14 protein-coding genes, 3 tRNA genes and 1 pseudogene are annotated in these 20,452 nt (G+C 29.0%); 13 read left to right on the top strand and 5 right to left on the bottom strand.

From position 1 onward, the window contains the following. Positions 1–118: 118 nt before the first annotated feature. Positions 119–1,840, bottom strand: a complete 1,722-nt coding sequence (gene aspS / locus GN161_RS02680) for an aspartate--tRNA ligase (RefSeq protein ID WP_159715572.1) — start codon at positions 1,838–1,840, stop codon at positions 119–121. Positions 1,841–2,430: 590 nt separating this feature from the next. Here aspS and argS point away from each other — a divergent pair. Continuing rightward, a complete protein-coding gene (gene argS / locus GN161_RS02675; RefSeq protein ID WP_159715302.1) occupies positions 2,431–4,176 on the top strand; it encodes an arginine--tRNA ligase in 1,746 nt (581 codons plus the stop codon). A 39-nt stretch (positions 4,177–4,215) separates the two neighbouring features. Here the strand turns inward: argS and murJ are convergent, their stop codons facing one another. Next, on the bottom strand, positions 4,216–5,745 hold the full coding sequence (gene murJ / locus GN161_RS02670) for a murein biosynthesis integral membrane protein MurJ (RefSeq protein WP_159715301.1): 1,530 nt from the start codon (positions 5,743–5,745) through the stop codon (positions 4,216–4,218). Between the two features lie 603 nt (positions 5,746–6,348). Between murJ and mdtH the strand changes: the two genes are divergently transcribed. Next, a complete protein-coding gene (mdtH, locus tag GN161_RS02665; RefSeq protein WP_159715300.1) occupies positions 6,349–7,566 on the top strand; it encodes a multidrug efflux MFS transporter MdtH in 1,218 nt (405 codons plus the stop codon). 223 nt (positions 7,567–7,789) lie between these two features. Continuing rightward, a tRNA-Ser gene (locus tag GN161_RS02660) sits at positions 7,790–7,879 on the top strand. Positions 7,880–8,658: 779 nt separating this feature from the next. On the opposite strand, the gene GN161_RS02655 is transcribed toward GN161_RS02660, so the two are convergent. Then, a tRNA-Ser gene (locus tag GN161_RS02655) sits at positions 8,659–8,747 on the bottom strand. 168 nt (positions 8,748–8,915) lie between these two features. Between GN161_RS02655 and GN161_RS02650 the strand changes: the two genes are divergently transcribed. After that, positions 8,916–8,991: transfer RNA gene (locus GN161_RS02650), tRNA-Asn, on the top strand. Between the two features lie 84 nt (positions 8,992–9,075). Here GN161_RS02650 and gutQ read toward each other — a convergent pair. Both gutQ and tmaR read right to left on the bottom strand, forming a co-directional pair. After that, positions 9,076–10,053: an arabinose-5-phosphate isomerase GutQ gene (gutQ, locus tag GN161_RS02645; RefSeq protein WP_159715299.1), complete on the bottom strand. Its 978-nt coding sequence runs from the start codon at positions 10,051–10,053 to the stop codon at positions 9,076–9,078. 569 nt (positions 10,054–10,622) lie between these two features. Beyond that, positions 10,623–10,946, bottom strand: a complete 324-nt coding sequence (tmaR, locus tag GN161_RS02640) for a PTS system regulator TmaR (RefSeq protein WP_159715297.1) — start codon at positions 10,944–10,946, stop codon at positions 10,623–10,625. Positions 10,947–11,268: 322 nt separating this feature from the next. Here tmaR and sbcB point away from each other — a divergent pair, with 322 nt between their 5' ends. The 9 genes and pseudogenes from sbcB to hisIE all read left to right on the top strand — a co-directional run bounded on the left by sbcB (position 11,269) and on the right by hisIE (position 20,355). After that, complete coding sequence (gene sbcB / locus GN161_RS02635) at positions 11,269–12,765, top strand: exodeoxyribonuclease I (RefSeq protein ID WP_159715295.1); 1,497 nt, start codon at positions 11,269–11,271, stop codon at positions 12,763–12,765. A gap of 496 nt (positions 12,766–13,261) precedes the next feature. Further along, positions 13,262–14,161: an ATP phosphoribosyltransferase gene (gene hisG / locus GN161_RS02630; RefSeq protein ID WP_159715293.1), complete on the top strand. Its 900-nt coding sequence runs from the start codon at positions 13,262–13,264 to the stop codon at positions 14,159–14,161. A 4-nt stretch (positions 14,162–14,165) separates the two neighbouring features. Then, positions 14,166–15,503 (top strand): histidinol dehydrogenase, encoded by a 1,338-nt coding sequence (hisD, locus tag GN161_RS02625; RefSeq protein WP_159715291.1) that lies wholly within the window; start codon positions 14,166–14,168, stop codon positions 15,501–15,503. Beyond that, positions 15,475–16,578, top strand: a complete 1,104-nt coding sequence (gene hisC / locus GN161_RS02620; RefSeq protein WP_159715289.1) for a histidinol-phosphate transaminase — start codon at positions 15,475–15,477, stop codon at positions 16,576–16,578. The genes hisD and hisC overlap by 29 nt, the downstream gene beginning before the upstream one ends. Further along, complete coding sequence (gene hisB, locus GN161_RS02615) at positions 16,568–17,638, top strand: bifunctional histidinol-phosphatase/imidazoleglycerol-phosphate dehydratase HisB (protein WP_159715287.1); 1,071 nt, start codon at positions 16,568–16,570, stop codon at positions 17,636–17,638. The genes hisC and hisB overlap by 11 nt, the downstream gene beginning before the upstream one ends. Beyond that, a pseudogene (hisH, locus tag GN161_RS02610) lies at positions 17,635–18,224 on the top strand (imidazole glycerol phosphate synthase subunit HisH). Before hisB ends, hisH begins: the two are co-directional and overlap by 4 nt. A 3-nt stretch (positions 18,225–18,227) precedes the next feature. Continuing rightward, positions 18,228–18,968 carry a 1-(5-phosphoribosyl)-5-[(5-phosphoribosylamino)methylideneamino]imidazole-4-carboxamide isomerase gene (gene hisA / locus GN161_RS02605; protein WP_159715285.1) on the top strand — a complete coding sequence of 247 codons (741 nt, stop codon included), beginning with the start codon at positions 18,228–18,230 and terminating at the stop codon, positions 18,966–18,968. Continuing rightward, positions 18,950–19,726 carry an imidazole glycerol phosphate synthase subunit HisF gene (hisF, locus tag GN161_RS02600; RefSeq protein WP_159715283.1) on the top strand — a complete coding sequence of 259 codons (777 nt, stop codon included), beginning with the start codon at positions 18,950–18,952 and terminating at the stop codon, positions 19,724–19,726. The genes hisA and hisF overlap by 19 nt, the downstream gene beginning before the upstream one ends. Then, on the top strand, positions 19,720–20,355 hold the full coding sequence (gene hisIE, locus GN161_RS02595) for a bifunctional phosphoribosyl-AMP cyclohydrolase/phosphoribosyl-ATP diphosphatase HisIE (protein ID WP_159715281.1): 636 nt from the start codon (positions 19,720–19,722) through the stop codon (positions 20,353–20,355). Before hisF ends, hisIE begins: the two co-directional genes overlap by 7 nt. Positions 20,356–20,452 lie beyond the last annotated feature (97 nt).

Raw genomic sequence — 20,452 nt, 5'->3', positions numbered from 1 at the left:
AAATATTTGAAATAACTGTATTAGGTTCTTTCCTAATACAGTTCATAGAACTACTGTTCTAAAATACTAAACTATAACTATAAACACATAACTCATCAGTTTTACCTAACAATATAAATCAATCAGGAGCACCAGCCATCATATCTACCGCTGCCGTAGTTTTAGGAAATGCGATTACCTCTCGAATACTATTAGCTCCAGTTAACAACATAACTAATCGATCTAATCCAAACGCCAAACCAGCATGTGGAGGCGCTCCATATTTTAATGCATCTAATAAATACCCAAATTTTTCTTTCTGTGCGCATTTAGTAATACCTAAAATATTAAATACTACTTGTTGTACATCAAATGAATGAATACGCACTGATCCACTACCAACCTCACAACCATTAATTACCATATCATAAGCTTCTGAAGTTACTAATAATGGACCTTTTTTTAAAGTTTGGACATCGCAATTTTTTGGAGCAGTAAACATATGATGCATAGATATAAGCGCACCATCGCTATTTTTTTTAAACATCGGGAAATCTATTACCCACAATGGAGCCCAAGAGTCTTTTTTAATTAAACAAAGATCATTGCCTAATTTAAATCTTAAAGAACTTAATATTTTTGTGATAGATAAATTTTGATTATCCCCAAATCCAAAAAATAAAATATCATTATTCTTGGTATTAGTTTTCTGTAAAATAACATCCAATGTTAGCTCATCTAAAAAATTAGCAGCTGATCCTTGCATCTTTTTTTTAGCAAAATCATTATCAATACATTGGACCCTAACCCACATTAATTCCTGTAAACCACGTTTTTTAGAATAGTAAATATATTCATCAATCTGTCTTTGCGTTAGTTTTCCACCATTAGGCACTTTCATAGCTATTATTTGAGTATTGATATTATCTATTCCAAATAATGATCTAATATATGTTGACCTAAATAAATATGATATATCAAACATTTCTATTGGATTTCTCAAATCTGGAGCATCAGATCCAAAACGTTTCATTACATCAGAATATGTAAAACGGGGAAAAGTTCCCAATTCTACATGCAAAATTTCACGCCAAATAATACGAATAAAAATCTCCATCAATTCTTGTATTTTTTGTGTCATCATGAAAGAAATTTCAATATCTATTTGAGTAAACTCTGGCTGACGATCTGCGCGTAAATCTTCATCTCGAAAGCATTTAGTAATTTGATAATACCTGTCGAAACCAGAAATCATTAACAATTGCTTAAATATTTGAGGGGATTGAGGTAAAGCATAATTTTTACCTATATGTAATCTACTAGGAACAATATAATCCCTAGAACCTTCCGGAGTAACTTTCGTTAACATCGGTGTTTCAATGTTTAAAAATCCCTCTAACTCCATAAAACGATGAACAATTGATATAATCCGCGATCGAGTTTTTATTCTATGGAACATAACCGGACGTCTCAAATCAAGATAACGATACTTTAATCTATTTTCCTCAGTATTATTTTGACTAATATCTAACGGTAACGGATCGGAAGTATTCAAAATAGTAAAAGCTTTTGCTATTATTTCAATAGCCCCAGTAGACATATTAGTATTAATTTGATTTTTAGGTCTCGCACAGACGGTACCTATTAATTGAATACAAAATTCCTGTTTCAATGCAGTAGCATACATACACATTTTTTTGTTTTGATCAACATCAAAACATACCTGTACACAACCCTCTCGATCGCGTAAATCTATAAAAATTAACTTACCGAAACTACGATATTTGTTGATCCAACCACATAATATGACTTCCAAACCTACATGGGATAAATTCAATTGACCACAATATGCAGTGCGCATATCAATACCTCTACTCATAAACATCCAATTACATAGTATCTATTTTACAGAAAAAATAGCAAAAAAAACATATACATGCAATTGACATGAAACACAATATACTAATATATTGTTCACAACACCCGTATAAATAAATTTTTTCCAATATTATATTGATATTTCTATATGAAATATCATAAGATACTTATACTATACTATAGTTGAATTTACTTAAATTAAACGTAGCTTATATTAATCATACTAATTTAAACAACATTGTACTATTTCATAAAAAATAAATAATGTATGTAGTTAACATTTGTAATAGACTCACCGTCTAACACTGTTGGATCATTAAAGATATGTATAAATATATATTTATAGTAGTAATAATTATTACTGATACATTTTTATAAATAAATCGTATAACAACATCATGCAATTATCAATCAATATTCAACAATTTGAATATTATGAGACACAATAAATATATAACATAAAATATAATATAATTTAAAAACATTTGTATTAATTGTAAAAGTTAATTGATGAGTTACATCAATAAAAAAATTAATATTTTTCTAGTTATATTTATATTCCAAAATATTTATATGAACATTCAAAATTTTTTACTGAAAAAAATTCATCAAGCTTTGCTCATCATCACAAATGAATCTGTTTCTAATCTAATACAGGTACAACAATCAACAAAAAAAATTTTTGGAAACTATCAAATTAATGGATTAATAACTATATCTAAAAAATTAAATCTTCCTGTAGAAGAACTTGCTAAAAAAATTATAAAATTTATTAACCTAAATAACATTGCTCAAACAATAAAAATTGAAAAACCAGGATTTATTAACATATTTTTAGATCCACAATGGATATCTCACCAAATTAATAATATTTTTTTTATGTCCAATTTAGGCTTTACTCCAATTATACCAAAAACTGTTGTCATTGACTATTCCAGCCCAAATCTTGCAAAAGAAATGCATGTTGGACATTTACGTTCAACTGTTATCGGAGATAGTATTGCTCGTATCTTATCCTTTTTAGGCCATAATGTCATACGAGCTAATCACATAGGAGATTGGGGCACTCAATTTGGTATGCTTATAGCTTATATAGAGAAAAATAAACAGCCTGAATTGTTATTACATAAAACTATACAATTATCTACACTAGAACATTTTTATCAAGAAGCTAAAAAAATATACGATATCGATCCCACTTTTGCTGAATTATCTCGAAGTTATGTTTTAAAATTACAAAAAGGAGAAAAATATTATCGCCAAATATGGCAACGTTTGGTAGATATTTCTATATTAAATAATCAGAAAATATACACACGATTAAATATTACTTTAAAAAAAAGCGACACTATAGGAGAAAGCTTTTACAATGATATGCTTCCTGGTATTATATCAGATTTAAAAAATAAAGGCTTAACGACCACAAGTAATGGAGCCACTATCGTACCTATTGAAAATTATCACAACAAACAAGGCGATCCTTTTGGCGTAATTATTCAAAAAAAAGATGGTGCTTATTTGTATAGTACCACTGACATTGCTTGCATAAAATACCGATGCAAGATACTACATGCCGATAGAATTATTTACTATATTGATTCTCGTCAAAAACAACATCTAACACAAGCATGGGAAATCGCTAATAAAGCAGGTTACATAGGACAATCAGTATTATTAGAACATCACATATGTGGTATGATGCTTGGAACAGACGGTAAACCATTTAAAACACGATCCGGCAATGCGTTAAAACTAAAAACATTATTAGATGAAGCCTTAGAACGCGCTCGTTGTTTAATATTAAATAAAAACCCCAATTTAAAATTAGCTAAAGTTAATAAACTAGCGCATATTATTAGCATCGGTGCCGTGAAATACTCTGAACTATCAAAAAATCGTATTACAGATTACATATTCAATTGGAATAGCATGCTAAATTTTGAAGGAAATACGGCACCTTATATACAATATGCATGTACCAGAATTTTTTCTATTTTTAAACGATTCAAACAACTTGATTCACAATTCGAAAGAAATACTATTCAATTAGAAACTACAGAAGAAATACTATTAGCAATTTGTTTACTTCAATTTGAAGAAATAATTATTACAGTTGCAAATCAAGGTACTCCCCACATACTATGCTCTTACTTATACAAATTATCTGTATTATTTTCCTCTTTTTACGAAAACTGTCCCATCGTCAAAGTCAACAATACACATATAAAATATAGTAGATTAAAACTAGCATTAATTACCGCACGTATTTTAAAAAAAGGATTAAATTTATTAGGAATTAAAACAGTAAGATACATGTAATACTAAGGTATATTTCATTAAATCAAAATGAATCTTTACTCAAAAAATAAAATCTTTTAAACGAATACCTACACACCATAATGTTAGACAATAACTACTACCAACTAACATCAAAATCCCTGTCATTCTAATTAATCTACAAAGCATATTACCTTGAGCCCAATCAGATACACACATTAACAATCCAATGCTTACTATGTACATTACAAAAAGAGCAATAATTAATTGAAAACAAAAAAATAACCATCCCGATTGCAATTTAAATAAATATTTTTTTTTAAATTTCCAATACAACAACCCTGCATTTAACCATGCACCCAAACTAATAGAACAAGCAAAAACAACATGCTTTAAAATATTAATGCATAATAAATTTATAAATTGAGTGAAAATAAGCACAATAATAACTATATACACTGGAGTTTTAATATCATGACGTGCATAAAAACCAGATACTAATACCTTAGTTAAAACTAACCCAGGTAGTCCAACCGCATACGCAATCACAGAATACCGTGTCATTAATACATCAAATTCTAAAAATTTTCCATACTTAAATAATGTTACTATTAATGGTTCAGATAAAACCCCCAAAATAATAGCACTAGGTAAACTTAATATATAACACAATCGTATACCCCAATTCATCAAATAAAAATAATCTCCATAATTTTTATTATAAATAAAACGAGACAAATATGGCACCAAAATCGTAGTTAATGTCGCACCAAACATTCCAATAGGTAATTCCATCAATCTATCAGCATAATACATCCAAGAAATAGAACCATCTCTTAAAAAGGAAGCAAAAATAGTATTAATAACTAAAGATATCTGATTACTTGAAACAGCAATTATTGCAGGTATCATTGATTTACATACCCTATAAATCCCATTGTCATACAATTTTATTTTTGGAATAACTAGCATATTAATTTTTTTTAGGAATGGTAAGCAATAAACACATTGTAATACCCCCCCCACAATAACTGACCAAGCCAATCCTATAATAGGAACATAAAAATACAAATATTCCGCAAATAACATAAAAATTATCATACTAATATTTAAAAAAGTCGGAGCAAACGCTGGCACCAAAAAAAAATTACAAGAATTTAAAATCGCTCCCATCAATGATGTCAACGACACTAATAAAATATAAGGCAACATTACTCTAAACATTGCAACAGTCATAACAAACTTCTCAGGAGAACTGTTAAAACCTGGAGCAGTAACCATAATAATCCAAGGTGCTACCAATAATCCAACAACAACTACAATAACTATTGTAATTATTAACCAACCAGATACTCCAGCAATAAAATCTCGTATGTCTTCCTTACTTTTACTACATTGATATTCTGATAATACAGGGAGGAAAACTTGATAAAATGCTCCTTCCGCAAAAATTCGTCTCAATAAATTAGGTAGCTTAAAAGCAATAAAAAACACATCTGTTATAATACTAGCACCAAATATTCGAGCTATAATAGTATCTCTAATAAAACCTAAAACACGAGATAAAACAGTTATAGAACTCATTGCAGTTAAATATTTTAACAGATTCATTATATTAAAAAAAAATTTTTAAAAATTTAGCATGAAAATAACAACGCACAAACACTGTTTTTTATTAAAACCTATAAAAAATTGCACAGTGTTATATGTAATTTTATAAATTAGCTTTATAAATAACAATTTTTATTTAAAAAAATTTACATTTGTAATACTAATACAGTGCACATATAATTACAATTATCATATATCTCTGATATAATGTATATGTACTGATGCACACACAACATGATACTTACAAACGAATGATTAATAAAAAAATTATATTTCTTATTTCCATATATTTTTACTAAATAACTACTCAAAATGTTTGATTTAACTTTAACAAAAACCATTAATGATGCTTAAAAGAACATTTTCTATATATAATTTTATGTCTTTAATTCACATAATTTTTTACATGTTCAAATATCATATTTGAGTAAAACATAAAAAATAAAATGTAAAATACAAATAATTACTTTATTTAAATACCTCATAAAATAGAAGATATATATTAATTACGCTATGCTTAAAAATAAAAAACACAATTATTTTAAAATATTTTCGTACACATAATAAACAATAATGTATACAAAAATATACAAATGGAGACTCATGTATACAATATCTAAAGCTAGAAGATTAGGTAAATATTTTTTAATCATAGATAATATGTTTGTAGTTATAGGGTTTTATGTTGTTTTTCCTCTTATATCAATATATTTTGTCGAGCAACTAGGATGGGGAGCTTTTTTGGTAGGATTCGCTTTAGGATTAAGGCAGTTTATTCAACAAGGACTAGGAATTTTTAGTGGCGCCTTCGCTGATAAATTAGGAGCTAAGCCTATGATTGTATCTGGGTTATTCATGAGAACATTAGGATTTATTATAATGAGCATCGCGAGTACTCCTATACTATTATGTTTATCATGTGTATTATCTGCATTAGGAGGAACATTATTTGATCCACCACGAACTGCCTTAGTAATTAAATTAGTCCGTCCATGGGAACTAGGCAGATTTTACTCCATATTAATGCTAGAAGACAGTATGTGTGCCATTATAGGCATTACACTGGGTACATGGTTATTACAATATAACTTTAAGTTAGTATGCTTTACTGGAGCGGCATTGTTTTTTATTGCCGGGATTTTTAATGCCTGGAGATTACCTGCGTACAAAATTTCTAGCTCTCATGCTTCATTATTAGAAGGCATAAAAAAAGTACTCAATAATCAACGATTTGTAATTTATGTTTTTACTCTAACTGGTTATTATATTTTATCGGCTCAAGTGATGTTAATGCTACCTATTCGAATTCATGAGATATCTGGACAATTATCATATATAAAATGGATGTACATCATAGAAGCAGTTTTATCTTTATTACTAATCATTCCTATAACTTGGTGGAGCGAAAAACATTTCAAATTAGAAACACGCTTGATGTTAGGATTAATAACTATGATAATTAGTTTATTTCCTATTGGTTTAGTAAAAAACTTACATACACTACTAATATTAATTAGTGTATTCTACATTGGTTCCATTATTGCTGAACCTGCAAGAGAAACTTTAGGAGCGCTACTAACAGATTATAAAGCACGCAGCAGCTATATAGGTTTTAGCAAATTAAGTTTAGCTTTAGGAGGTACTTTAGGTTATAGTGGTAGCGGATGGTTATACGATATTGGAAAAGAACAACATTTTATGCAATTGCCATGGATCGTTTTAAGCGTAATAGGTCTAATTACTTTATTAGGGCTATATTTTCAATTTAAATATTATTCTTTTAAATTTTTACTTGATAGCAATCATAATAAACAAAAGTAACCATGATTACAGCAATCATATAATTAATATAATACCTAGTTTCTAACTGATTTTTGCTCTTACGTACTACATAAATAATTTTTTTAAATATCCCAATTAAATTATATATTACTAATTAATATTAATAAACAATAAACAATCTTATCATCAAACATACTTGACCTAAAATACACAAAATTTTATATTATGTTTGCATGATGTATTGTTTGTTTCATAGAGTTATGGTGAGGTGTCCGAGAGGTTTAAGGAACGTGCCTGGAAAGCATGTATGCATAAGATCTATGCATCAAGGGTTCAAATCCCTTCCTCACCGTCATAATTATACCAAATACAAATAATTTTATTTATTTTGGTTATTATATATACAAAAAATTTACACACTCTTATGATTAATAAAAAACGATTTAAACTATTCCTCGAGCAATCACATTGATAATGTTATTGTTGCATAATTACTTTCATTTTTTTTATAAAAACGTATCTTCTTGAAAAATATATAATTTAAAAACACATCAACTAATAATAACTATACATGATTGTTAACCAAACACTAAAGATATAAATGTAAATTAACAATAGTGCAAACGTTGAAAACGTAAACATCAAAAAATTATTTATTACTATCAATTAAATCTGCACATGAACTTTATAGCAACATCAATGCATACAATCTTCTGCTTAAACTAACCAAAACTAAGTGATATTATTATTTGCCACTGTGTATTTAATAATACTTGCATACAAATATAAATATAAGTTATATAAGACATCATAAACTAAGAACAAAAGAGATCATCCCTTCTGTTACATATTAATAACACCATAGCATAAATAATCTTCAATACACCAAATACAACAATAATAATAAATATAACGTATATCTCAAAATCAAAAAAATCAAATAATACTTGATATTAATAACAATATCATCATCAATTATCTAATAATAGCATATCATGCTTAAACAATTATACTTCAAAGAGCACAAGACTCTAATAATATAACCTTATTGTTTTTGTTATTATTATCACTCTTTTAATAACAAAATTTAAAACACCGCCAATATCAACGTCTTTTAATTTTTATGAACAACGGAGAGAAAGGGATTCGAACCCTTGAAAGATATTACTTCTTTAAACGGTTTTCGAAACCGCTCCGTTCAACCACTCCGGCATCTCTCCCTTATTTAAAAATCAATAAAATATTATATTTTATAACATACAATGATCGCTTTTAAATATATATACTATCTTCACACTATTGCTATAATTTATGAACTATACTAATTATCATTAAATACTTGTGTTATTATATCTGTTCCCATATTATATACATTATAGGATGCTGGTTCCTCTGTAGTTCAGTTGGTAGAACAACGGACTGTTAATCCGTGTGTCACTGGTTCGAATCCAGTCAGAGGAGCCAAGTGATAGAAAATGGAAAAATCATTTTTTAGAATTATATAAAATCATCATAATTATAAAATACACCAAATATAACTCTAAATAATTACTCTATTCCAGCTTGATGTAAATCGTGCATATTAATTGAACCCACTAACATTCCAAGTTGATCTACTACTGGTGCCGCAGTAATTTTTCGCTGATGTAAAGCTTTTAATGCTACACTTGCACGCCATTCTTTTGGAATATGATATCCAGGTTTAGTCATAGCTATAACAATAGGATCATCAAGAGATTTACCTTGAACTATCCAACGTCTTAAATCTCCATCAGTAAATACCCCCATAACACAATTATAATTGTCACATATAGCAGTTAATCCCAGCCCAGTACGACTTAATTCAAACATAGCGTCCATTACCGTAACCGTATAAAAAACTTTCGAAATATGCTCTCCAATGCGCATTAAGTGATGTACACAATTTAATAATTGCGCTCCTAATCTACCTCCTGGATGAGATCGAGCAAATTGCTCTAAACTAAAACCTCTATGTCTCATAAGAGCCATTGTTAATGCATCACCCATCATTAAAGTATTAACTGTGCTAGACGTAGGAGCAAGTTCCATCGGACAAGCTTCTCTTTGTATTTTAATATCAAGAACGCACGTAGCTCCCTTAGCTAAAGGAGAACTAACATCACCAGTAAATGCGATTACAGGAATACCGCTATCTATTAATAATGGCATTAAAGTAATTATTTCACAAGCACGACCTGAATAAGAAATAAAAACCACTACATCTTGTGTTCCGATCATACCTAAATCACCATGTAAAGCTTCCGCAGGATGAACAAAAAAAGCAGGAGTACCAGTGCTAGCTAAAGAAGCAGCGATTTTTTTTCCAATATGACCAGATTTACCTATACCAGAAACTGCAACCTTTCCTGTACAATCCAACAATATACGACAAGCAAATACAATGCTTTCATCTAACCTATCTAACATTCTTTGAGCTTCGTTAATTTCGATCTCTAAAGTTTCTTTAGCATATTCCAATAGTAATGCATCATTAATTATTAGCATAATTATCAAAACGATAAATATCAAAACTATAACACCATAAATAACTTATATTAAAAATATAAATTACACTCTTCTCCTAACATTAGAATATGTATATTTATGGGATATAATATAAACAATAAATACTTTAAAATAGACTCTACATTAGTTAATATGAATCCAACCAAGAATATAATAACATTTTAATGACAAAATAAAAAAAAATATACAAATACTTTAATCAACATCAAAAAATATCACAATAATAATATACACATAATATATTAAAAAAAATTGATATTCATCACTATCATACTTTTAGCGAATTAAAAATATAAAAGACACACCCAAAACAGCACATTACCAGTATCACATTATAAAATGTGCTGGATTTGAAAAAAAATTGTTTAATATAACTCATATGAGTCATATTACGTTCGTATGTAGTTATAGTTCATAAAATAAATGTCATACATTTTTATGAGCTCATAACGCTCTGATTTATATTGATACAAAAAACATCTTGCTATATAGCATTCATTGCGATACAACAAAATAAATATTTTAGAATTAATCAATAATTATTAGATCTAATCAATTGTAGATTCTTTAAAATTTTTTAATTTTTTTGATAATTCACGACGCTCTTTTGATAATTCAGCGTTTTTAATTATATACTCATCAACTCGATCTTCATAATCATTACGCATGTTAGCAATAATCACCTGTATTCCTTCGACAGAAGTCTCAGATTTGATATAATCACTTAAATTACCTAATAATAACACTCTCTTTTGATTATCACGGATTTTTTTTTCATTATCCAAGATTTCTCGTTGTAACTTATTTTTACGACGAAATATCCGTACAAACTCTAATACATCATAAAATGATTGATTAACATTATCATTCATAATCATTCCTATTATACTTATTTAAATAACCTCTACATTACAATCTTCTATAATCCCAATTACAGCAAAATAAAAATTAATAAAATAAATATTATCAGTATCATATAATATAATGTATTATTATACATCGTTTATATTTATACCATCAGTAATAGTAGTAATGTAGAATACTCATATATACATATATAACATGTTGTATACATAAAAAATATATATACAATGCATGTTATAAAAACCCAATTAAATTATTTATAATCTAATATACTAAATGAATAATTTTAAATTTTATTCAGACACAACTCTAATGTAGAAATCTATACTAATGCATACTAATATCGCACAACCTAGTTTTTTTATTTATGATTACGAAACTTTTGGTATAAACCCAGCATTAGATAGACCAGCACAATTTGCTGGAATCCGTACCGATAATAAATTAAATCCCATAGAAAAAGAAAAAATTTTCTTCTGTCGTTTATCAGATGACTATCTTCCCGATCCAAGATCTGTACTAATTACAAAAATTACTCCACAATATACTTTACATCACGGCTTAAAAGAAGCTGAATTTGCCCGTCGCATTTCTCAAATATTCTATATACCTAAAACTTGTATACTTGGATATAACAACATCCACTTTGATGATGAATTTAGTAGAAACATTTTTTATAGAAATTTTCATGACCCTTACTTATGGGCTTATCAACAAGGAAATTCACGATGGGACTTAATACATGTACTACGCGCTTTTTATTCATTGTGTCCAAATGGCATTAAATGGCCATTAAACATTTATAAGCAGCCTAGTTTTCGTTTAGAAGATTTAACCCAGGCAAACTCTATACAACACCTCAGCGCACATAATGCTATGTCAGATGTCTATGCTACTTTAACTTTAACAAAACTAATAAAAAAAGTCCAACCACAATTATTTCAGTTCCTGTTTAACCATCGCACCAAATATCAATTAAAAAAAATAATCGATTTAGATACCATGCGCCCTTTAATATTCATAATGAACAAAATCAATAGTAAACACAAAAAATTTCTAACTTATATAGCTCCAATTAATTGGCATCCCATAAATTCTAATATCTTAATAGCATGTGATTTAAATGAAAATATAGACACCCTACTCAATTTTAACATAAATATTTTACATCAAAAATTATACTCTAATCACATAACAATATATGATATTTTTAAAAAAATACCACTATATTTAATCCGATTGAATGCATGCCCCATTTTAATACCAATTAGCTTTTTCTACAAAAAAAATATTAACACTAATTATTCTATAGATCTGTCTACTAATTATCAATATTATTTGAAAAATTTAAATTTCATTATAATACGTAAAAATAGTGCATATTTACGTAAAAAAATAAATACACTTTATACCATTATAGAATCTTATATACATCAAAAAAAATTACATAATAACGTTCACGTAGACACTCAACTATATCACAATTTTTTTAATAATTCTGATCAAAAAATAATTGAAAATATTCGCAAAACTCACCCAAAAGAATTAAAAAATTTATACATTAAAAACGTTGATACTCGTTTAAAATCATTGTTATTCTATTATAAAGCCCGAAATTTTCCTAGCACCTTAAACCACCAGGAACAAACACAATGGGTAAACTATAAAAAAAATAAACTATTTAATAAAAATCAATCAGAATTTTACAGTGAACAATTGAATATACTTCTATCAGAGAATAAAGATAATGAACAAAAAGTTAAACTTTTATACTTATTACAAAAATATTATCAACATCTTTACAAAAGATGTTTTAATTCTCATTAAAAATCAAACTTATTAATTTTTAAATATATTATACAAACATTACATAATCTATTTCAGCGAAACTCATATAAAAATTATATCATAATATCATTATATTAATGCTATTAATACTACATATACAACAATATTATATAATTTACAATAATAATTACAACGTAAATTTTTGTAATTATTTCCCTAACATAACTACTAAATCTCAAATATTCTACAATTTAATTAAAATATTAATTATATACGTACAAAATAAAACAACTTTATAACATATAACCCTATACAAATTTAATTATATTCATTAAAATATTCAAGTGATGATGATGTCTTTAATAAAAAATTGGCTTCATATGTTATTCTATCATAATGATCGTAACTAATCCTTCAAATAAATTAACAATAGAAACAATTTTTTACTTATTGACAAAATTGATAGTACTTCTATCACAAAAATTTTATTAAAACATTTGGTTTTTAGCACGTTCTTTACATAAGGTAAAATATCATGCTAGATAGATTACGGTTACGAATAGCGATACAAAAATCAGGAAGATTAAGCAGAGAATCCCAACAACTTCTTGAACACTGTGGAATTAAAATCAATTTACAACAACAACGTCTACTAGCGTTCTCAGAAAACATGGCTATCGATATTATGAGAGTACGAGATGATGATATTCCTGGTTTAGTTATGGATAGTATAGTAGATCTAGGTATTATTGGAGAAAATGTATTAGAAGAAGCGTTGTTAACAAGACAAGCGCAAGGAGACAATCCTTGTTATATTATGTTACGTCGATTAGATTTTGGAAATTGTCGATTATCCATGGCTTTACCCATAGATGAACCATGGAACGGCCCAAAGTGTTTACAAGGAAAACGGATTGCTACTTCATATCCGCACCTACTAAAACAGTACTTAGATAAATTAGATATTAATTTTAAATCCTGTTTATTAAATGGCTCAGTAGAAGTAGCACCACGTGCTGGACTAGCAGACGCAATTTGTGATCTAGTTTCTACTGGAGCTACATTAGAAGCTAACGGATTACATGAAGTAGAAGTAATTTATCGATCTAGAGCATGTCTTATCCAGCGCTCTGGAAAATTATCAACAATAAAACAGTCATTAATAAACAAATTGATGGTCCGTATTCAAGGAGTAATTCAAGCTAGAGAATCAAAGTATATAATGCTACATGCTCCTGCTGAACAACTAGAAGAAATTATTAATTTACTACCTGGAGCAGAAAGCCCAACAGTATTACCATTAGCAGGCAATCAACATCGCGTGGCAATATATATGGTAAGCAACGAAACATTATTTTGGGAAACAATGGAAAATTTAAAAAATCTTGGAGCTAGTTCTATTTTAGTGTTACCAATAGAAAAAATGATGGAATAATATTATGATTTCTTATGAACATCCTATATCTATTTATTGGAATAATTGTTCCGAATCTGAAAAAAAAACATTACTTATTCGTCCAATCAACAAAAACTTAAACGATATTTGTAGAAATGTTAAAAATATACTCAAACAAGTTTATAACGAAGGAGATCGTGCTTTATTTAGATTTAATATCGATTTTGACAACGCCCAAACCAAGCAATTGCAAATTCCAGATGAAACTATCACAAATTCAGGTCATAACTTATCTGACGATATAAAACAAGCAATACATGTCGCCATGACTAACATAAAACGATTTCATCAAGCACAATATTCCTCAGAAATAAGTTTAGAAACTTTTCCAGGCGTATACTGCCAACAAATTATTCGTCCATTAAATATTGTAGGATTATATGTACCAGGAGGAACCGCGCCATTAATCTCAACAGTAATGATGTTGGGCATTCCAGCTCGTATCGCACAATGTAGACGTGTGATATTATGTTCTCCTCCCCCAATTCCCGAAGTTATTATATATACAGCACAACTTTGTGGTATAAATGAAATTTATCAAGTAGGAGGTAGTCAAGCCATCGCCGCTATGGGATTTGGTACTGAGTCTATTCCAAAAGTAGATAAAATATTTGGACCAGGTAACGCTTGGGTTACAGAAGCAAAAAGACAAATTAACCTTACACCAAATGGAACAACAATTGATATGTTAGCTGGACCTTCCGAAGTTTTAATTATTGCAGATAATACAGCTAATCCTACTTTTATCGCAGCAGATCTGTTATCACAAGCGGAACACGGACCTGATTCACATGTAATACTCATAACTCCAAATACATATATTGCGGAACAAACAAAACAAGCACTATATAAGCAATTACAAATACTGCCACGTAGTAGTATCATTAATAATGCGCTAATAAATAGTCGTATTATTATTACTAATAATTTAACAGAATGTTTTTATATAAGTAATAGCTATGCTCCAGAACACTTGATTATTCAAATTAAAAATGCATCAGATTATTTACATCATATCATTAATGCTGGATCCATATTTCTTGGTAATTGGTCTCCAGCAACTGCTGGAGATTATGTAAGCGGACCTAATCATGTGTTACCTACATATGGGCATGCGATTAACACATCTGGTGTAGGAGTGATAGATTTTCAAAAAAGAATATCAGTGCAACAATTAACACAAAATGCATTATTACAACTATCATCAACAATTAAAACGTTAACACAAATTGAACAATTAAAAGCCCATGAATATGCCGTAACACACCGTATAAATTATATCAAGGAACAAAATGAACGTTCGTTACTTGGCCAGGAGTGACATACTGGCTCTTAAACCTTATCAGTCTGCTAGAAAATTAACATATTCCGGTAATATATGGCTTGACGCTAATGAATTCCCGATTGCTCCCAATTATCAATTTCGTTATAAAAAAATGCATAGATATCCTTCTTGTCAGCCACAAGAAATAATCAACAACTATGCTGATTACGCTGGAGTACGATCCGATCAAATTTTAGTATCCAGAGGAGCCGATGAAAGCATTGAATTATTAATGAAAGTTTTCTGTAATCCTGGAAAAGACGTTATTATATTTTGCCCTCCAACATACGGCATGTACAAAACCACTGCAGAAATTTTAGGAATTAATTATCGGATTATACTCAAGAAAAAGAACTGGCAACTTGATTTAACATCTATTGAGTCACAATTAAACAATGTCAAATTGATTTATATTTGTAACCCAAATAATCCTACTGGTAATATTATTCATGTAAATAGTTTAAAAAAATTATTAGATATCATTCAAGATAAGGCTATATTAGTAACTGATGAAGCATATGTTGACTTTTGTCCCAATGCAAGTCTAGTACGATGGTTATCAATATATCCTCATCTGGTAATCCTAAGAACATTATCTAAAGCTTTCGCGCTAGCAGGATTACGCTGTGGTTTTACTTTAGCTAACCCAGAAATTATCAAATTATTAGAAAAAGTAATAGCACCATATCCACTATCTATTCCAGTAATTGATATTGCAGAACAAGCTTTAACTCCGAAAAATATACAATATACTCTAAATAGAATAGATACAATCAATAAAAACCGTAACATATTAATTACAGGTTTACAGCAATGCTCTTGTGTGCAAAAAGTATTTGACAGTAATGCTAATTATGTATTAGTTAGATTTCATCCAAAATATCAAATTTTTAATACATTATTACGCCAGGGTATAATTTTACGAGATCAAAGTAGCCAACCAGGATTAATGCATTGCTTACGTATTACTGTTGGCACATATAATGAATGTAAACATGTAATTTCTATTTTAAGAAAACTACATACTCCATCGTTATCTGCATATATAAATAGGAGCACTCATGAGTCATAAAATTTTGTTTATAGATCGTGATGGAACTCTAATTAATGAACCAAAAGACAATTTTCAAATTGATTCTTTAGACAAATTATCACTAGAACCACATGTCATTTCTGCCCTTATAACACTAAAAAACATAGGTTTTGAATTTGTTATAGTTACTAATCAAAATGGGTTAGGAAGCACTTCGTTTCCTCAAGAAAAATTTAATAAACCTCATCATCTAATGATTCAAATATTTCAATCTCAGGGTATTAAATTTAATCAAATATTAATTTGCCCTCATTTTCCTGAAGAACAATGTAATTGTCGAAAACCAAAAACTGCATTAGTAAATTACTGGCTAAACAATAACAAACTAAACAAATTTAATAGTTATGTTATAGGGGATAGAGATACTGATATGATTTTAGCAGCTAACATGGGTATTCAAGGAATACAATATCATCGCAGTAATTTTGGTTGGGAAAAAATTAAAAATTATTTAATACAACATTACAGATCAGCGCATGTTTATCGCGCTACTGAAGAAACTAATGTGAACATAAAAATATGGTTAGATCAAAATAACAAAAGTTATATTAATACTGGAATTAATTTTTTTAATCATATGTTACAGCAAATAGCTGTACATGCTGGATTACGTATGAATATTATAGCAAAAGGTGATTTACATATAGACGATCACCACACTATTGAAGATACCGCTTTAACATTAGGAGAAGCTCTAAACGCTGCATTAGGCAATAAATGTGGTATAGGAAGATTTGGTTTCACCTTACCTATGGATGAAAGCATTGCACAATGCACATTAGATTTATCTGGACGAGCATACTTCTGTTATGAAGCTAAATATAATTTTCAAAAAATAGGAGATCTCAGCACTGAAATGATAGAGCATTTTTTCCGTTCATTATCTTCAAAGATGGGTTGTGCTTTACATCTAAAAGTAATTGGAACGAACGATCACCATAAAGCAGAAAGCTTATTTAAGTCTTTCGGGCGATCACTACGCCAAGCCATTTATGTAGAAAATAATAACATACCTAGCTCTAAAGGAATACTACTATGAATATAGTTATTGTAAATACCAACTGCTCTAATTTATTTTCCGTGAAAACTATGTTGCATAGATTAGGGCATAATCCCATAATAACTGATAAAACTGATATTATTTCTCAAGCGGACAAATTATTTTTACCAGGAGTAGGTACCGCTTCAGCCGCAATGGAGCAATTAAAAAAAAAAATCTAGTTGCATTAATACAAAATCATACTAAACCAGTATTAGGTATTTGTTTAGGAATGCAATTATTTGGTTCTGTAAGTTCTGAAAATAATGGTGTAAAAACTCTAAACATCATTAATGTGCCTACCAAACGTATACAATACTACGGTTTTCCACTACCGCATATGGGTTGGAATACAATTACTATTCCCAAAAAACATTATTTATTTTATGGTATAAAAGAGAATAATTACTTTTATTTTGCACATAGCTACTGCATAGAAATATGTCATGTGACAATCTCTCAAACAAATTACGGACAATCATTCAGTTCGGTTATAGAATATAAAAATTTTTTTGGTGTACAATTTCATCCAGAAAAATCAGGCATACCTGGGCAACAATTAGTAAAAAATTTTTTGGAGATATAATTTATGATCATTCCTGCGTTAGATATTATTAATGGAAAAATAGTTAGACTATATCAAGGATCTTACCATATGCAAACTAATTACGGAAACCCTACATCATTACTGAAAAAATATATAAACCAAGGAGCAAAAATGCTCCATCTAGTTGACCTAGATGGAGCTAAAAATCCAGAAAAAAGACAAAATCTACTAATTAACCAATTAATAAAAAAAACTACTCCTCTATCAAGAATACAAATAGGAGGAGGTATACGTAACGCTAAAGATATAGAAACTCTTCTAAAATCAGGAGCGACACGTATAGTATTAGGCTCCATAGCAGTTACACAACCAAAAATAGTAAAAAAATGGTTTGAATATTTTGATCCAAACACCTTAGTCTTAGCAGTAGATTTACGTATTTATTCCGCAGAAAATCGAAAAATTGCTATCTATGGCTGGCAAAAAGAAACTAATTTACAATTAGAACAAATAATAGAGGAATATTATGCTGTAGGATTAAAACATGTCCTTTGCACAGATATCTCTAAAGATGGAACCCTATTAGGTAGCAATATATCTTTATATCAATCAATATGTAATTCTTGGCCAAAAATATCGTTTCAATCATCCGGAGGTGTTCATAAATTAACAGAAATATCCAAATTACGTTCTTCTGGAATCAAAGGAATCATTATTGGCCGTGCTTTTTTAGAAAAAAAATTTACTGTTAATGAGGCTATATCATGTTGGCAAAACGAATAATTCCATGTCTTGACGTAGCTAATAATAAAGTAATAAAAGGAATACAATTTAAAGATCACAAAATTGTAGGAGATATCTTAGATTTAGCATATCGTTATGCGCAAGAAGGAGCTGATGAATTGGTATTTTATGACATCACAGCATCACCTAACAATCAAGTAGTCAATAAGAAATGGATTTCTCAAGTTGCGGAAGTAATAAATATACCATTTTGTGTTGCTGGAGGTATAAGTACATTAAAACAAGCTAAACAGATTCTTGCATCTGGAGCAGATAAAATTTCGATTAATTCTCCCGCGTTAATCAACCCAATGCTAATAAAAGAACTATCTGATCACTTAGGTGCACAATGTGTTGTAGTTAGCATCGATACTTGGCATAATCCTGAAAAAAAAAATTATCAAGTACAATGCTATACTGGAGATAGTTCTCGAGCAAAAACCACAACATGGCAAACATTGGATTGGGTTAAAAAAGCGCAAGAATATGGAGCCGGAGAAATAGTATTAAACATGATGAATCAAGACGGAATGAAAAATGGGTATGATTTAAATCAATTACGATATATCAGAAAACATTGTAAAGTTCCGCTTATAGCTTCTGGTGGGGCTGGTACCCCTACCCATTTTTTAGAAGCTTTTCGTGATGCTGATGTAGACGGTGCATTGGCAGCTTCAGTGTTTCATAAAGAAAATATTCATATATATCAATTAAAACAGTTCTTAATTAAAAAAGGAATAAATATTAGATTATGTTAATTAAAAATAAGCATCAACAATTAAATTGGACTAAAAATCACGGACTAATACCTGCTATCATACAACACGCTAAATCAGGAGAAGTGTTGATGCTAGGCCACATGAATAAAGAATCAATGATGAAAACAGAACAAACCAAATATGTTACTTTTTTTTCACGAAGCAAAAATAGATTATGGACCAAAGGAGAAAAATCTGGAAACATATTGAAATTAGTTAATTGGTACGCAGATTGTGATCATGATGCATTATTGATTTTTGTTTTACCCCATGGTCCTACTTGTCATAATAACACTAGCAGCTGCTTCCATCCTGGGATAGCAGAATTAAGTTTCCTTTACCAATTGGAAAATATTATATCTTCAAAAAAAAATATACCATTCCATCCTACTAACACATCTTATACCTCTCAATTATATGCCAGTGGTATCAAACGTATTGCTCAAAAAGTCGGAGAAGAAGGTCTAGAAACAGCACTTGCAGCGATTTCCTGTGAAAATAAAACAGAACTCGTTAATGAAGCATCAGACTTAATCTATCATCTATTAGTCTTATTGCAACACCAATCATTAACCTTTAACGCAATTGTCCAAGAATTACAAATAAGACACCAGGATAAAAATCCTTAAACAATAAAACATAAAACAAATAAAATAATATGATAAAAAAATATCAACAATCACAATTAGTATTCAAAAATAAAAAACACAACAAAATTTATTAAAA

The sequence above is a fragment of the Blochmannia endosymbiont of Camponotus nipponensis genome (assembly GCF_009827135.1).
GTDB lineage: Bacteria > Pseudomonadota > Gammaproteobacteria > Enterobacterales > Enterobacteriaceae > Blochmanniella.
This window is presented reverse-complemented; position numbering and strand designations above follow the sequence as displayed.

What these genes read in the sequence shown, in the direction of transcription:
- aspS (WP_159715572.1), bottom strand. Translation starts at nt 1,840, where the DNA reads ATGCGCACTGCATATTGTGGTCAATTGAATTTATCCCATGTAGGTTTG.
- argS (WP_159715302.1), top strand. Translation starts at nt 2,431, where the DNA reads ATGAACATTCAAAATTTTTTACTGAAAAAAATTCATCAAGCTTTGCTC.
- murJ (WP_159715301.1), bottom strand. Translation starts at nt 5,745, where the DNA reads ATGAATCTGTTAAAATATTTAACTGCAATGAGTTCTATAACTGTTTTA.
- mdtH (WP_159715300.1), top strand. Translation starts at nt 6,349, where the DNA reads ATGTATACAATATCTAAAGCTAGAAGATTAGGTAAATATTTTTTAATC.
- gutQ (WP_159715299.1), bottom strand. Translation starts at nt 10,053, where the DNA reads ATGCTAATAATTAATGATGCATTACTATTGGAATATGCTAAAGAAACT.
- tmaR (WP_159715297.1), bottom strand. Translation starts at nt 10,946, where the DNA reads ATGAATGATAATGTTAATCAATCATTTTATGATGTATTAGAGTTTGTA.
- sbcB (WP_159715295.1), top strand. Translation starts at nt 11,269, where the DNA reads ATGCATACTAATATCGCACAACCTAGTTTTTTTATTTATGATTACGAA.
- hisG (WP_159715293.1), top strand. Translation starts at nt 13,262, where the DNA reads ATGCTAGATAGATTACGGTTACGAATAGCGATACAAAAATCAGGAAGA.
- hisD (WP_159715291.1), top strand. Translation starts at nt 14,166, where the DNA reads ATGATTTCTTATGAACATCCTATATCTATTTATTGGAATAATTGTTCC.
- hisC (WP_159715289.1), top strand. Translation starts at nt 15,475, where the DNA reads ATGAACGTTCGTTACTTGGCCAGGAGTGACATACTGGCTCTTAAACCT.
- hisB (WP_159715287.1), top strand. Translation starts at nt 16,568, where the DNA reads ATGAGTCATAAAATTTTGTTTATAGATCGTGATGGAACTCTAATTAAT.
- hisA (WP_159715285.1), top strand. Translation starts at nt 18,228, where the DNA reads ATGATCATTCCTGCGTTAGATATTATTAATGGAAAAATAGTTAGACTA.
- hisF (WP_159715283.1), top strand. Translation starts at nt 18,950, where the DNA reads ATGTTGGCAAAACGAATAATTCCATGTCTTGACGTAGCTAATAATAAA.
- hisIE (WP_159715281.1), top strand. Translation starts at nt 19,720, where the DNA reads ATGTTAATTAAAAATAAGCATCAACAATTAAATTGGACTAAAAATCAC.